At 71.0% G+C, this 13,220-nt stretch carries 12 protein-coding genes and 1 tRNA gene; 5 read left to right on the top strand and 8 right to left on the bottom strand.

Annotated elements, in window-relative coordinates; all coding sequences use genetic code 11:
* The first annotated feature begins 153 nt into the window (after positions 1–153).
* Together J5Y10_RS07525 and J5Y10_RS07520 are read left to right on the top strand one after the other, a co-directional pair.
* The gene (locus J5Y10_RS07525) at positions 154–1,119 is read left to right on the top strand and encodes a hypothetical protein (protein WP_209372348.1); all 966 of its coding nucleotides are present in this window, start codon (positions 154–156) and stop codon (positions 1,117–1,119) included.
* 157 nt (positions 1,120–1,276) lie between these two features.
* Positions 1,277–2,668: an exopolysaccharide biosynthesis polyprenyl glycosylphosphotransferase gene (locus tag J5Y10_RS07520; protein ID WP_209372346.1), complete on the top strand. Its 1,392-nt coding sequence runs from the start codon at positions 1,277–1,279 to the stop codon at positions 2,666–2,668.
* Positions 2,669–2,705: 37 nt separating this feature from the next.
* Here J5Y10_RS07520 and J5Y10_RS07515 read toward each other — a convergent pair whose 3' ends face one another.
* The 5 genes from J5Y10_RS07515 to kdpF all read right to left on the bottom strand — a co-directional run bounded on the left by J5Y10_RS07515 (position 2,706) and on the right by kdpF (position 8,311).
* Entirely contained in the window at positions 2,706–3,722 is a 1,017-nt protein-coding gene (locus J5Y10_RS07515) for a LysR substrate-binding domain-containing protein (protein ID WP_209372344.1), read from the bottom strand.
* Positions 3,723–3,850: 128 nt separating this feature from the next.
* A complete protein-coding gene (kdpC, locus tag J5Y10_RS07510; protein ID WP_209372342.1) occupies positions 3,851–4,435 on the bottom strand; it encodes a potassium-transporting ATPase subunit KdpC in 585 nt (194 codons plus the stop codon).
* Between the two features lie 3 nt (positions 4,436–4,438).
* Positions 4,439–6,502, bottom strand: a complete 2,064-nt coding sequence (gene kdpB / locus J5Y10_RS07505; RefSeq protein WP_408901576.1) for a potassium-transporting ATPase subunit KdpB — start codon at positions 6,500–6,502, stop codon at positions 4,439–4,441.
* An 8-nt stretch (positions 6,503–6,510) separates the two neighbouring features.
* Positions 6,511–8,208, bottom strand: a complete 1,698-nt coding sequence (kdpA, locus tag J5Y10_RS07500; RefSeq protein WP_209372340.1) for a potassium-transporting ATPase subunit KdpA — start codon at positions 8,206–8,208, stop codon at positions 6,511–6,513.
* 16 nt (positions 8,209–8,224) lie between these two features.
* A complete protein-coding gene (kdpF, locus tag J5Y10_RS28875) occupies positions 8,225–8,311 on the bottom strand; it encodes a K(+)-transporting ATPase subunit F (RefSeq protein ID WP_209372964.1) in 87 nt (28 codons plus the stop codon).
* Between the two features lie 313 nt (positions 8,312–8,624).
* On the opposite strand from kdpF, the gene J5Y10_RS07490 reads away from it, so the two are divergent.
* Genes J5Y10_RS07490 through J5Y10_RS07480 form a run of 3 tightly spaced genes read left to right on the top strand, consistent with a single transcriptional unit; the run spans position 8,625 to position 12,361 of the window.
* Entirely contained in the window at positions 8,625–8,897 is a 273-nt protein-coding gene (locus J5Y10_RS07490) for a hypothetical protein (RefSeq protein ID WP_209372338.1), read from the top strand.
* A 48-nt stretch (positions 8,898–8,945) separates the two neighbouring features.
* A complete protein-coding gene (locus tag J5Y10_RS07485; RefSeq protein ID WP_209372336.1) occupies positions 8,946–11,660 on the top strand; it encodes a sensor histidine kinase in 2,715 nt (904 codons plus the stop codon).
* Positions 11,657–12,361: a response regulator gene (locus J5Y10_RS07480; protein WP_209372334.1), complete on the top strand. Its 705-nt coding sequence runs from the start codon at positions 11,657–11,659 to the stop codon at positions 12,359–12,361. The genes J5Y10_RS07485 and J5Y10_RS07480 overlap by 4 nt, the downstream gene beginning before the upstream one ends.
* Positions 12,362–12,406: 45 nt before the next feature.
* Here J5Y10_RS07480 and J5Y10_RS28390 read toward each other — a convergent pair whose 3' ends face one another.
* The 3 genes from J5Y10_RS28390 to J5Y10_RS07470 all read right to left on the bottom strand — a co-directional run bounded on the left by J5Y10_RS28390 (position 12,407) and on the right by J5Y10_RS07470 (position 13,165).
* Positions 12,407–12,535, bottom strand: a complete 129-nt coding sequence (locus J5Y10_RS28390; RefSeq protein ID WP_280855171.1) for a hypothetical protein — start codon at positions 12,533–12,535, stop codon at positions 12,407–12,409.
* 32 nt (positions 12,536–12,567) lie between these two features.
* Positions 12,568–12,789 carry a transcriptional regulator gene (locus J5Y10_RS07475; protein ID WP_245214437.1) on the bottom strand — a complete coding sequence of 74 codons (222 nt, stop codon included), beginning with the start codon at positions 12,787–12,789 and terminating at the stop codon, positions 12,568–12,570.
* 300 nt (positions 12,790–13,089) lie between these two features.
* A tRNA-Lys gene (locus J5Y10_RS07470) sits at positions 13,090–13,165 on the bottom strand.
* Positions 13,166–13,220 lie beyond the last annotated feature (55 nt).

Here is a 13,220-nt window from a genome sequence, read left to right as displayed (position 1 = left end):
TCCTGCTGACGCTGGCGCCCAGACGGGTCTCGCTTCTGAAAACCTTTACCCGGTGCGACACAATTTTCGGATGCAACAACATTTCGTTAACACCGTTGGAATACCACGAAAGCGGCACTGTCAATCTTTTTGATACTGGGATACGCCCGCGCCATGGAAGCGCGACGTGCCCTCGCCCAGTTCGTCCGGGAGCATCCGGCACTTTGGGACCTGCTGCATCCCGGCTACGACTGGATGCGCCAGCGCGTGCGGGATGCCCGGATCCGCTGGCTGTTTTCGGACCGCATGGCCGGAACCGATGAGGCCGGACAGACCCTGCTAGCGCGAGCAATGGAGCGTGGCGGGCCGCTCGGCGTTGGCAAGGTGGGCGGGCTGGAGGGCGAGGCAACCGGCTTCTACCTTGGCCCGCGGCGGCAAGGGGAGAGCTACCCGAAGCGGCTCCGGGCTCAGCTCTTCCTGAATGTCGGCCTTTTTCCCGTGGACGACGCCTCCATCGACCGCTTCTGCGCCGCGCTGGTCGAGGCCGCGTCGCAGCTCGATGTCATGGGTGTGATGGGCTATCCGGGGGAGCCGGAGGTGCTGCTGCACCATGCGACCCAGGCCCGCCTGATCTCGCTGAAGGCTATGGATCCCTGGTATTTCGACGATCCCTGGTCGCGGCACCTAGCCGGGCGCCGGGTGACGGTCGTGTCCCCCTTCGCCCGTACGATCGAACGCCAATACGCCCGCCGCGCGGAGATCTGGCCCGGTCGGGCCGTTCTGCCGGAGTTCAGCCTGCGGACCGTGCTGATGCCTCTCTCCCCCGGCTTGGCGCCTCCGGCGGAGCCGGACTGGGAGGCTCGGCTGGCGCGGGTGACGGAAGCTGTGGAGGCCGAGCCCTATGACGTGCTGCTGGTGGGCGCCGGCGGCCTCTCCATCCTGCTCGCGGCCCATGCGAAGCGGATGGGCCGGATCGGCTTCCACATGGGCGGCCCCACCCAGGTCCTGTTCGGCATCCGCGGACGCCGCTGGGACAAGGAGCCCTTCTTCCAGGCGGCGATGACCCCGGCCTGGGTCCGCCCGAGCGGGGAGGAGGCGCCGCCCGCGTCCCAGCAGATCGAGAGGGGATGCTATTGGTAGGCCTCGCGATCCGATGCATCCCGCCGCTCTTCGGCCAGCCTGTGCGGACAGCATGGCCGCTACGATGAGGGACTTTGCCGGGCCCGCCGACGCGGAGTCGGACCTGCTTGCCTCGAAGGGCGGATCCACGCCCTCCTTCGTTCGATGGACGCAGGGCATGATCAACCGGCTGGTCGGCGTCTCGGATTTCGTCCTGTTCCTGATCGCGGCCGCCCTCCTGGCCGACCCGCCGGTGCCCGTGCTGGCAAGTGGCCTCCTGCTCTCGCAGATCGTGGTGATCGCGCTGGCGGAGGTGCTCGTCTACATCGCCGTGCTGGAGCGCATCGGCGGCTACAGGGTGGAGCGCTACGCGGACCCGGTCGCCGCCTTCTTCTTCCTCATCGCCGGGCTGGCGCCCGCCCTGGTGCTCAGCCTCGTCCTTCTCTGGACCTTCCTGCCCTCAGCCCTCTGGCAGGCGCAGTGGCTGCTGGCCTGGCATGTCCTGCTGCTCGGCATTCTGATGCTGGGGCGGCTGCTGCAGCGCTGGCTGATCGGGCTGGCGACGCGGTGGAGCCTGCTGCGCCGTAGGGTCGTCGTGGTCGGAACCGGTCCGACGGCGGAGGCGGTGGTCCGGTCGCTGGGCGAGGATCCGGTGGGCTACGACATCCGCGCCATCTACCGCCTGGACAACGAGCCGCGGGCGGAGTCCGTGGCCGGCATCCCCGTGATGGGCAACCTGGACGCGCTCGGGGGCTATGCCACGGCGCATACGATCGATGTCGTCGTCCTCGCCCTTCCCCTGCCCAGGCTTTCAGAAGCGATCCGCCTCGTGGAGTCCGTGAGCTGGATCGCGGCGGACGTGGTGATCCCTTTTGAGCGGCCCGAGACGAGCCCGAGCTTCGCCGCCATCATGCCGCTGGGCCGCCTGCGGTCCCTGCAGGTGCTGAGCCGGCCTTTCAAGGGCACGCAGGGATTGCTGAAGGTGATGGAGGATTACGTGGTGGCCTCCATCGGCCTGCTGGTGCTCAGCCCGCTCATGCTCGTCGCCGCCCTGGCCATTCGTCTGGAGGGGCCGGGGCCCGTCCTGTTCCGGCAGATGCGGCCCGGCTTCGGCCGGCGGCCTTTCTTCATTTACAAGTTCCGCACGATGAAGGTGAACCCGGACGACGACGCCACGGTCGGCACCACCGGGCCAGCGGATCCGCGCGTGACCCGGGTGGGCAGCGTGCTGCGGCGGCTGAGCATCGACGAGCTGCCGCAGCTGCTGAACGTCCTCAAGGGTGAGATGTCCATCGTCGGCCCGAGGCCCTACGTGGCTAACATGCTCGTCGAGAACGAACGGTTCTCCGACCTGGTGAACCAGTACGCGGAACGGCACCGGATCAAGCCGGGGCTGACGGGTTATGCCCAGGCGCACGGGATGCGCAGCTACGCCCTCCGCTCGCCGGAGAACGCGCGACGAAGCATTGAGATGGACCTGCACTACATGACGCACTGGTCGCTGTGGCTGGACGTGAAGATCATGGTGCGGACCCTGCTGGTCGGGCTCGCCGGGCGGAACGTGTTCTGATCCACCGCTGCACCCAACCTGGCGCGGCGCTGCGGAGCTAGCCTGCCCCGAGCGAGCGCGTCTGCGGGTGGCCGTGCACCCGGATGGTTCCAAGGGAGGCGAGTGCGTCGCGGATCACGTCCCGCAGCAGGCGCACCTCGCGGATGCGGCCGAAGCTCGGGCGGTGGAAGAGCGAGATGTCGCGCCCGGGCAGGGTGGGATCGCGGATCAGGCGATAGGCGACCATATCGTCCAGCAGCGTGCCGACCTGAACTGCGAGCTGCGGCAAGAAGGAGAGCCCGATCCCCGCCCCGATCATCTGCCGCAGCGTCTCCAGGCTCGTCGCCTGCATGGCGCCGCCGCCCTGCGCGGCGCGCTGGCCGGCGGAGAAGAGGGCGATGGTCTGGTCGCGCAGGCAGTGTCCGTCGCTGAGCAGGATCAGCTCGCCCGGGGGAACGTCGTCCATCGTCACGCGCTCGATCACCGCCAGCCGGTGGTCGCGCGGCACGGCCAGGACGAAACTCTCATGGAAGACCGGCAGCTCGGACAGCTCGATGCCCCGGATGGGCGAGGAGGCGAGCAGCGCGTCCAGCTCTCCGGCCTCAAGCCCGCGCACGAGGCCGTTCGCTGTCCCGTCCACCAGATGCAGCCGGAGCTTCGGGAAGCGTTCCCGCAGGGGGCTGAGGATGATGGGGGCGACATAGGGCGCCAGGGTTGAGATGACGCCCAGCCGGAACTGCCCGCCCAGCGGTTCGCTCCGGGACTGAGCCATCTCCAGCAGGCGCCTGCCTTCCGCCAGAACGGCGCGGCACTGGGCCAGCACCTCGGCGCCCCGGTCGGTGACCATGACACTGCGGCTGGCTCGCTCGAAGACCTGGATGCCGAGATATTCCTCGAGCTTGCGGACCTGGGCGGAGAGAGTGGGCTGGCTAACCGCGCAGGCCGTGGCGGCCTTGCCGAAATGCAGGTGGTCCGCGACGGCGACGAGATACTCGATGTCGCGAAAGCTCAGCCCGGCCAGGTTCATCGCGCGCCATCCCCCATCGCCGTAGGACGGCGGCAGGGCGCGGTCCACAAGAGGCCACGCGAGGTCATGCCCCCGACCTCCCCACGGGCAGCAATGCCGCCCGCGCCGCGCGCCCCGTTCATTCCGCCCTTATCCCACCGGGCCGCCGCTGGGGGCAAGCGGCCCGGCGGCGGGGCTCAGCGCGCCTCGTCGAGAGCCAGGTTGAGCCGCAGGACATCCACCCGCGATACACCCAGGATCCCCAGCGACGGGCCGCTCGTAGCCGCCTCTACCATCGCGCGCACCCGCTCCTCCGGGATGCCGCGCGCCTGCGCCACCCGCGCCACCTGGCGGGCCGCGTTCTCCGGGCTGATGTCGGGGTCGAGCCCTGAGCCGGAAGCGGTGACGGCATCGGCCGGCACGGGGGCGGGCCCGGCTTCCGCCATTCGCTCCTTCACCGCGTCCAGCAGAACCTGGCTGGCCGGCCCGCGCTGCGAGGCGGCTGAGGCGGCGGCGTTGTAGGGCGCATCCGCCGTCTTGCTGCTGTCCTGCGGGTCGGCCGCGCTGGTGGCGGAGGGGCGCGGGTGGAAGTACCGCTCCGCCGTGAAGTTCTGACCAATGAGCGCGGAGCCGATCACGTGGCCGTCGCGCTCGATGAGGGATCCGCCGGCCTGGCGCGGCATCACCGCGCCCGCCACCGTGGTCATCACCGCCGGAGCGGCGAGGCCGAGAAGAAAGGTGAAGCCGACGACAACGGTCGCGGCGGGACGAAGGATGGACATGGCTCAGGCAATCCCGAGGAGCTGGAGGATGACGTCGATGATCTTGATCCCAACGAAGGGCGCGACGATCCCGCCCAGCCCGTAGATCAGGAGGTTCCGCCGCAGCAGCGCCGCCGCGCCCACCGGCGTGTAGCGCACGCCCCGCAGCGCCAGGGGGACCAGGGCCACGATGATCAGCGCGTTGAAGATCACGGCGGAGAGGATGGCGCTCTCCGGGCTCGCCAGGCGCATGACGTTCAGCGCCTGCAGCTCCGGGTATTGCAGCACGAAGATGGCGGGCAGGATGGCGAAGTACTTCGCCACGTCGTTTGCGATGGAGAAGGTGGTCAGCGCGCCACGGGTGATGAGGAGCTGCTTGCCGATCTCCACCACCTCGATGAGCTTCGTGGGGTCGCTGTCCAGGTCCACCATGTTCCCGGCCTCGCGCGCGGCCTGGGTGCCGGTCTGCATGGCCACGCCGACATCGGCCTGGGCGAGCGCCGGCGCGTCGTTGGTGCCGTCGCCCGCCATGGCGACAAGGCGGCCCTCGCCCTGCGCGTCGCGGATGTACTGCAGCTTGTCCTGCGGGGTCGCCTCCGCGATGAAGTCGTCCACCCCGGCCTCGGTCGCGATCGCGGCGGCGGTCAGGCGGTTGTCGCCCGTCACCATCACCGTGCGAATGCCCATCTTGCGAAGGGCCGCGAAGCGCTCGCGGATGCCGGGCTTGACGATGTCCTTCAGCTCGATGGCGCCGAGGATGCGGTTGTCCTTCGCCACGACCAGAGGCGTGCCGCCCACGCGGGCGATACGGTCCACCGCCTCGCGCAGCGCGGCCGGGGCTCCGCCGCCCGCGGCACGGATCAGGGAGTCGGCCGCGCCCTTGCGGTACTGCGCGCCGTCCATGTCCAGGCCGGAAATGCGGGTCTGAGCGGTGAAGGGCACCACCGTGGCGTGGGCTGGCAGCGCCGGCGGGGTAATGCCGTGACGGTCGCGCGCGAAGGCGAGGATGGACCGGCCCTCCGGCGTCTCGTCCGCGAGGGAGGAGAGCACGGCGGCCTCCGCCAGGTCGCGCTCGGCCACGCCCGCCACCGGCACGAAGGCGGCGGCCTGGCGGTTGCCGAGGGTGATGGTGCCGGTCTTGTCCAGCAGCAGCACGTCCACGTCGCCCGCCGCCTCCACCGCGCGGCCGCTCGTCGCCATCACGTTGAAGCGGACGAGGCGGTCCATGCCGGCGATGCCGATGGCCGAGAGCAACCCGCCGATGGTGGTGGGGATCAGCGTCACGAGCAGCGCGGCCAGCACGGGCACGGAGGGCGGCTGGCCGTTCCAGCTCGCCAGCCCGACGACGCTGGCCACGGCGATGAGAAAGATGATCGTCATCCCCGCCAGCAGGATGTCCAGCGCGATCTCGTTCGGCGTCTTCTGGCGCGATGCGCCCTCGACGAGGGAGATCATGCGGTCCAGGAAGGTGGATCCGGGCGCGGCGGTGATCCGCACCACGATCCAGTCGGAGACGACGAGCGTGCCGCCCGTGACGGCGCTGCGGTCGCCGCCGCTCTCGCGGATCACCGGCGCGCTCTCGCCCGTCACGGCCGCCTCGTTCACGCTGGCGATCCCCTGCACCACCTCGCCGTCCGAGGGGATGAGGTCGCCGGCCTCGACGAGCACGAGGTCGCCCACATGCAGCTCCGTCGCGCCGCGCGGCTGCCAGAGGGAGCGGTCATCGGCGCGGATCAGCACCTTGGCCTGCGTATCCGTGCGCGCCTTGCGCAAGCTCTCCGCCCGCGCGCGGCCGCGCCCCTCCGCCACCGCCTCCGCGAAGGTGGCGAAGAGGACGGTGAACCAAAGCCAGACCGCGATCCCGGCCTGGAAGCCCCAGGGTTCCCCCCGCCCGGCGGCGCTGCCCGCCAGGACCGTGACGAGGATCGAGACGACCTCGGTGACGAAGATCACGGGGTTCCGGATCAGCGTCGCGGGATTCAGCTTGCGGAAGGCGTCCCCGATCGCCCGCGGCAGCAGTGCCGGGTCGAGCATCGGCGGGCGGGCGCGCGTGTTGGTCGCGCCCAGGCCTGTGGTGGTGTCGAGCATCATGGACCTCAGAAGGTCTTGCCGGTGAGGAGGCTGAAGTGCTCCGCGATCGGCCCGAGGGTGAGGGAGGGCAGGAACTGCAGCCCGCCGAGGATGAGGATCACGCCCGCCAGCAGCCCGGCAAAGAGCGGGCCATGGGTGGGGAAGGTGCCCGCGCCTTCCGGCGCGCGCGGCTTGGCCGCCAGCGATCCGGCGATGGCCATGACGGGAACGACGAAGGCGAAGCGCCCGAGCAGCATGGCAATGCCGAGGGTCGTGTTCAGCCAGGGCGTGTCGGCGGTGAGGCCGCCGAAGGCAGAGCCGTTGTTCCCCGCGGCGGAGGTGTAGGCGTAGAGCATTTCGGAGAGGCCGTGCGGCCCGCCATCCTGGATGGACGAGATCGCGGCCGGCAGCACCAGCGACACGGCGGTGAAGCCGAGGATGGCGGTTGGCAGGATCAGCACCGCCAGCATGGCCAGCTTGATCTCCCGCGCCTGCACCTTCTTGCCCAGGTATTCCGGCGTGCGCCCCACCATCAGCCCGGCGACGAAGACCGCCAGCAGCGCGAAGACGAGCATGCCGTAGAGGCCGGAGCCCACGCCGCCCGGCAGGACCTCGCCGAGCTGGATCAGGAACAGCGGCACCATCCCGCCCAGCGGCGTGAAGCTGTCGAACATCGCGTTCACCGCGCCGCAGGAGGCGCCCGTGGTGGTCGCGGTGAAGAGCGCGACGAGCGGCAGGCCGAAGCGGACGTCCTTGCCCTCCATGTTGCCCATGGCGGGATCGACGCCCATCGCCGTCATCAGCGGATTGCCTGCTGCCTCGGCGGCGTAGATGGCGGCGGTTGCCACCACGACGAAGCCGAGCATCACGGCCAGCAGCGCGCGGCCCTGGCGGATGTCGCCGACGATTCGCCCGAAGGCGAGGCAGAGCGCGAAGGGAATCACGGCCTGCGCCATGATCTGCAGCGCGGTCGCGATCGCGTCCGGCCCTTCGAAGGGGTGGAGCGAGTTCACGCCGAAGAAGCCGCCGCCATTGGTGCCGAGGTGCTTGATGGCGACCTGGAAGGCCACGGGGCCGAGCGGGATGGTCTGCTGCGCGCCCTCCAGCGTGGTGGCCGTGGCGTAGTCCGCCAGGGTTTGCGGCATGCCGAGCGCGACGAAGGCGAAGCCCAGCACCACCGCCATGGGCAGAAGGACGTAGAGCGTGACCCGCGTGAAGTCCGCCCAGAAGTTCCCGAGTTCCCGCAGCCCGCCGCGCGCGAAGGCGCGGGACACGGCAAGGGCCAGCGCGATGCCGGTGGAGGCCGAGAGGAAGTTCTGCACCGTGAACCCGGCCATCTGCGAGAGGTAGGACGCAGCCACCTCACCCGAATAGGCCTGCCAGTTCGTGTTGGTGACGAAGCTGACCGCCGTGTTGAAGGCGAGCCAGGAGGACATGCCCGAGGCGCCCTGCGGGTTCAGCGGCAGCACGCCCTGCAGGCGCAGGATCGCGAAGAGCAGCACGAAGCCCGCCGCATTCGCAGCCAGCATCGCCAGCGCGTAGCCGCGCCAGTCCTGCCCGCGCGCGGGGTCGATCCCGCCCACGCGGTAGAACAAGGTTTCGACCGGCCGGAGCCAGGTCACGCGGCCGTCGGCGACGGCCGCGATGTAGCGCCCGATCGGCACGGCGGCCGCAACGGTGAGCGCGAGGACGAGCGCGATCTGCGCCCAGCCGAGGAGTGTCATGGGTCAGAGGTCCCCGTCACAGGCTCTCGGGGCGCAGCAGCGCCCAGAGAAGATAGGCCAGCAGGCCGGCGGAGACGGCGCCGCCGAGGATGAGGTCGAGCATGGTGCCTCAGACCCGTTCGCAGGCGGAGGCATAGGCCGCGAGCAGCGCGAAGCTGCCCAGGCCGAGTGCGAGGAGGAGGATGTCGAGCATGGCGGTTCCCTGCCGGCACGGGCCGGCGACCGCAGATGGATTCAGTCCCGCGGGCGTAAAAACGCCATTCCGGACAGGCGGCAGGCGCGTAAAAACGGCATAAATGGGCCTACGCGAGGTGCATTTTTATGCGGCCTTTACGCGGGGCACCGCATCCGATCATCGCGCCTTTACGCGGGCTCCGTCACATTGGTGCCGCAGCCACGCATTGGGGAATGGGAGCATGTCGGCCGCGATCTCACCTTTGCCGGGCCTGCACCGCACGGCCCAGCTTCCGGACCGGCGCCTGACCCGCATTCGGCGCTTGCCGCCCGGCCGCGTCGGGATGCTCGGCTTCCTCGCCCTGCTCCTCTGGGCCTTCTTCGGCTCCTTCGCCATGGGTCTGAAGGGACGGGCCGTCGATCCGGCGGCCGCGATGTTGTGGCTGGCCGGCGCGGTGGCGATTGCCGCCGTCGCCCTCGCCTTGGGTCTTCTGGCGGGCCATGCGAAAGCTTGACCACAGGGGCACAAGGCCCCGCCCTGCCCGCACCGCCTGACCCGGACCATGCCCTCCGCCACCCGCCCCGCCGAGCCGCCCCGCCCGGACCCCGATGCCCTCCTCGACGCGGCGCGTCGGGAGGGACGCGGGCGGCTGAAGGTGTTCCTCGGCGCCGCCCCTGGCGTAGGCAAGACTTACGAGATGCTGACCGAGGCCCGGCGCCGCGCGCTGGGCGGCACGGACGTCGTGGTCGGCCTCGCGGAGACGCATGGGCGCGCGGAGACGGCGGCGCAGCTCTCGGGGCTGGAGGTGCTGCCGCGCGCCCGGCTGGCCTACCGTGGCCAGGTGCTGGAGGAGTTCGACCTGGACGCCGCGCTCGCCCGCCACCCGGCGATCCTCGTGCTGGACGAGCTGCCGCACAGCAACGCGCCGGGCAGCCGCCATCCCCGGCGCTGGCAGGACGTGGAGGAGCTGCGCGCCGCCGGCATCGAGGTCTGGACGGCGATGAACGTCCAGCACCTGGAGAGCCTCTCGGACGCCGTGGCGCGCATCACCGGCGTGCGCGTGGCGGAGACGGTGCCGGACCACGTGCTGGCCGAGGCCGACGCCGTGGAGCTGATCGACATCCCGCCGGCGGAGCTGCTGGAGCGGCTGCGCCAGGGCAAGGTCTATCGCGCGGACCAGGCGGAGCGCGCCCTGCGCGGCTTCTTCCGCGAGGGCAACCTCGCCGCCCTGCGCGAGATGGCGCTGCGCCGCACGGCGGAGCGGGTGGATGCTGATGTCACCGGCTACATGCGCGCCAACGCCATCGCCGGCCCCTGGCCGACCGGCGACCGCGTGATGGTGCTGGTGGGCGGCGATCCCGCCGCGGAAGGCGTGGTGCGCCACGCGCAGCGCATCGCCGCCACGCTGCGCGCCCCCCTAGTTGCCCTGCATGTGGAGCGGCCGGGCGCGGCGCGGGGCGACCCGTCCGCCGCGCTGCGCTTCGCGGAGACCTTGGGCGCCGAGACGGAGACGGTGGTGGACACCGACGTGCCCCGCGCCATCCTGGCGGCGGCCGCGGAGCGGAACGTGACGCACCTCGTGCTCGGCCGCGGGCGCCCTTCCCTCTGGCGTCGCCTGACCGGCCGAACGCTCTCCGCCACCCTGCTCCGGCGGGCCACGGATTTCGCGCTGCACCTCGTGCCAGATCCCGTCGGCACGGGGCGGCGCACCGCCCCTCCCCCGGCCCGTGCCGTTCCGCCATGGCTTGGGCGGGTCTCCGTGCCCCTGATCGTGCTGGCCGCCACGGGGATCGGCTTCGGGCTGGACGGGATCGTGGCGGAGGGGGCGCTGGGAATGGTGTACCTGGCGGCCACCGTGGCCTCAGCCGTCGCCTTCGGGCCCGCGCATGGCGTGGCGGCGGCCGTGCTCTCCTTCCTCGCCTGGAACTACCTGTTCATCCCCCCGCGCTACACCCTCACCATCAGCGGGCCGCAGGAGGTGGTGGGCGCCGTCGTCTTCAGCCTCGTCGCCCTGCTCATGGCCGGCACGGCGGGAAGGTTGGGGCATTCCGTGCGGGCGGCGCGGGCGCGGGTCTTCGGGCTGCGCCGGCTCGTAGAGTTCAGCCGTCGCCTGGGCGCCCCGATGAGCCGCGGCGACCTCCTCACCCTCATCGCGCAGGAGGCGGAGCGGGTGGCGGGCTGCCCCTGCTGCGTGCTGATGCCCATCACGGGCGGGGACCTGCCCGGGCTGGGGCTGGATGCGCCGGGTTCCCCGCAGGAGGCCGACCTGGTCGTCCGCGCCGCCGCGCCCGCCGATGCACAGCCGGACGATGCTTCGATGGCCGCCGCGCGCTGGGCCTCCGCCCGGCGGAGCGCGACGGGATGGGGAACGGACACGCTGCCGGCGGTGCCCTGGCAGTTCCAGCCCCTGACGGCCGGTCAGGGCCCGGCGGGCCTTGTGGGGCTGCGCTTTGCCGTGCGGACGGAGCCGCTGGACGCGGAGCGCGCCCGCGCGCTGGACGCGCTGCTCGACCAAGCCGCCGTCGCGTTGGAGCGCGCCGACCTGATGGAGGAGCGGGCGCGCGGCGCGGCGCGGGCGGAGGCGGACTCGCTGCGGACGACGCTGCTCACCTCCCTGGGCCACGACCTGCGAACGCCGCTGACGGGCATCCGGGGATCGCTGGAGACGCTGCGGACCATGGGCGATGCCCTTTCGCCGGAGGCGCGGGCCGACCTGATCCTGGCGGCCGAGGAGGAGACGGCGCGGCTGGCACGCTTCGCGACGGACGTGCTGAACATGGTTCGCGTGGAGGCGGGCGCGGTGACCCCGCGGCGGGAGCCGCTCGACCTGCCTTCCGCCATTGAGGCCGCCGCGGAGCGCGCGGAGCACGCGGCCGGGCGATCGCTGGAGCGCCGGCTGGACGGGCGGCTTCCCACGCCCTCCCTCGATCCCGTGCTGTTCGACGGAATCCTCTCCAACCTGTTGGACAACGCGATGAAGTTCTCCGGCTCTGACGGGCATGTCGTCATCTCGGCGCGGCGCGAAGGCGCGAACGTGCTGGTGCAGGTGGAGGATGACGGGCCGGGCATCCCGCGGCAGGATCTCGTGCGGATCTTCGACCCCTTCTTCCGGGCCAGCCGCACGGACCGCATCGCCGCCGGCACGGGGTTGGGCCTCGCCATCGCCCGCGGCCTGACGCGCGCGATGGGCGGCGAGATCGCGGCCGAGAGCCCGCTGCGCGACGGCCGGGGGACACGCATGTCGCTGCGGTTCCCCATCGTCGGAGCTGGGGCATGAGCGGCGCGGACCTATCCCGGCCTCGGGTCCTGGTTGTGGATGACGAGGCGCAGATCCACCGTTTCCTCGGCCCCGCCCTCGCCGCCTCGGGCTATGAGCCGCTGCGGGCGGAGAACGCGGCGGAGGGACTGCGCCTCGCCGCCTCCTTCGCGCCGGCCGCGGTCCTGCTCGACCTCGGCCTGCCCGACATGGACGGGCAGGCCGTGATTCCCAGGCTGCGGGGCTTCACGGAGGCGCCGATCATCGTCCTCTCGGCCCGGGACCGGGAGGAGGGCAAGGTGGCGGCCCTGGATGCCGGCGCGGACGACTACGTGGAGAAGCCCTTCGCCCTGGGGGAACTGCTGGCCCGGCTTCGGGCTTCCCTACGCCGGGCTGCCGCGCGTGGCGGGACCACGGCGGAGGTAGTGGTCCGGGTGGGGCCGCTGGAGGTGGACTTGGCCGGGCGCATGGCCACCCTAGACGGCGCCCTGCTACGGCTGACCCCGCGCGAATGGGACCTGCTGGCCGCCCTGGCGCGCGCGGGCGCCGGCCGGGTGGTCACGCAGCGGCAGCTTCTTCTCGCGGTCTGGGGCCCGGGGCACACGGAGGACGCGCAATACCTGCGCGTCTATATCGGGCATCTCCGCCAGAAACTGGGCGAGGCGGCGAGCCTGATCCGGACGGAGCCCGGCGTCGGCTATCGGCTCGGGTCGGCGGAGTAGACGCGGGCAGGCGTCCGGGAGCCCGGAAGCGCCTGCCCCGGCCGCTCAGCGGGGATCGGACGTGTCGTCCTGATCGGTCCGCTCCGGCGCGGCGGCCAGCTTGGCATCCCTCTGCTCAAGCTTCTTCTGTTCCTTGGCCTGCGCCTTCGCGGCCTTGTCCCGCTCGCGCTGCATGCGGTCCTGGCTGTAATTGGGCTTCCGCAAAATCAATCCTTCCCGTTGCTGTTCGCAGGGGATGCGGCCTTCCGCAGCCGAACCCCCGGCCCCTCGCCGTTTTCCGGCATGAAGATCACGCCCGCCGCCTCCAACACCTGCTGGAAGGCTGAGAGGGTGCCAGTGTTAACCGGCTTTTCCGCCACCACCCGGACCACCGTATTCGGCGCGACGGAGGATCGCTCCGCCAACTCCGACACAGTCAGCCTGAGCATGGCCCGTGCCCCCCTCACCTGGGCACCCGAAACCATTTGCGTCCCTATCGCAGAACCATGGGTGAAAATCGCATTTCACCCGAGCGATCAACGTCGCAAGGTTCGTTTTTTTTATCGCAGAAGCAGAGGCTTCGGCAACCTCGCTTTCCCGTCATCCCATCGCCGAAGTCGGCCGTCCGCGATACCTGGATCTGAAGGCGGAGAAGCGGCAGGCTACGTGCAAGCTGAGAAGGACAACGCGCCACGGCCCAGGAAACTGACTGGACGAACTCGTCGGGGATGTCGCGATCTGCGGGGCGATGGTGGGCGCAGTAGGGCTCGAACCTACGACCCGCTGATTAAGAGTCAGCTGCTCTACCAACTGAGCTATGCGCCCATCGCACCGGCGATCCAGGGGGAAGCGCCATACGCTGCCGCCCGGGTGGCGCCTT

The organism is Roseomonas indoligenes, from assembly GCF_017813365.1.
Taxonomy (GTDB): domain Bacteria; phylum Pseudomonadota; class Alphaproteobacteria; order Acetobacterales; family Acetobacteraceae; genus Roseomonas; species Roseomonas indoligenes.
The sequence above is the reverse complement of the archived record's forward strand: the minus strand, read 5'-3'. Positions and strand labels throughout refer to the sequence as shown.

Bases quoted from the DNA above. Each gene is read 5' to 3' on its own strand.
- kdpA (WP_209372340.1), bottom strand. From the start codon at position 8,208: ATGACACTCCTCGGCTGGGCGCAGATCGCGCTCGTCCTCGCGCTCACC.
- kdpF (WP_209372964.1), bottom strand. From the start codon at position 8,311: ATGCTCGACCTCATCCTCGGCGGCGCCGTCTCCGCCGGCCTGCTGGCC.
- J5Y10_RS07475 (WP_245214437.1), bottom strand. From the start codon at position 12,789: ATGCTCAGGCTGACTGTGTCGGAGTTGGCGGAGCGATCCTCCGTCGCG.
- J5Y10_RS07520 (WP_209372346.1), top strand. From the start codon at position 1,277: ATGATCAACCGGCTGGTCGGCGTCTCGGATTTCGTCCTGTTCCTGATC.
- J5Y10_RS07525 (WP_209372348.1), top strand. From the start codon at position 154: ATGGAAGCGCGACGTGCCCTCGCCCAGTTCGTCCGGGAGCATCCGGCA.
- kdpC (WP_209372342.1), bottom strand. From the start codon at position 4,435: ATGTCCATCCTTCGTCCCGCCGCGACCGTTGTCGTCGGCTTCACCTTT.
- J5Y10_RS07480 (WP_209372334.1), top strand. From the start codon at position 11,657: ATGAGCGGCGCGGACCTATCCCGGCCTCGGGTCCTGGTTGTGGATGAC.
- J5Y10_RS28390 (WP_280855171.1), bottom strand. From the start codon at position 12,535: ATGCAGCGCGAGCGGGACAAGGCCGCGAAGGCGCAGGCCAAGGAACAG.
- kdpB (WP_408901576.1), bottom strand. From the start codon at position 6,502: ATGCTCGACACCACCACAGGCCTGGGCGCGACCAACACGCGCGCCCGC.
- J5Y10_RS07490 (WP_209372338.1), top strand. From the start codon at position 8,625: ATGTCGGCCGCGATCTCACCTTTGCCGGGCCTGCACCGCACGGCCCAG.
- J5Y10_RS07485 (WP_209372336.1), top strand. From the start codon at position 8,946: ATGCCCTCCGCCACCCGCCCCGCCGAGCCGCCCCGCCCGGACCCCGAT.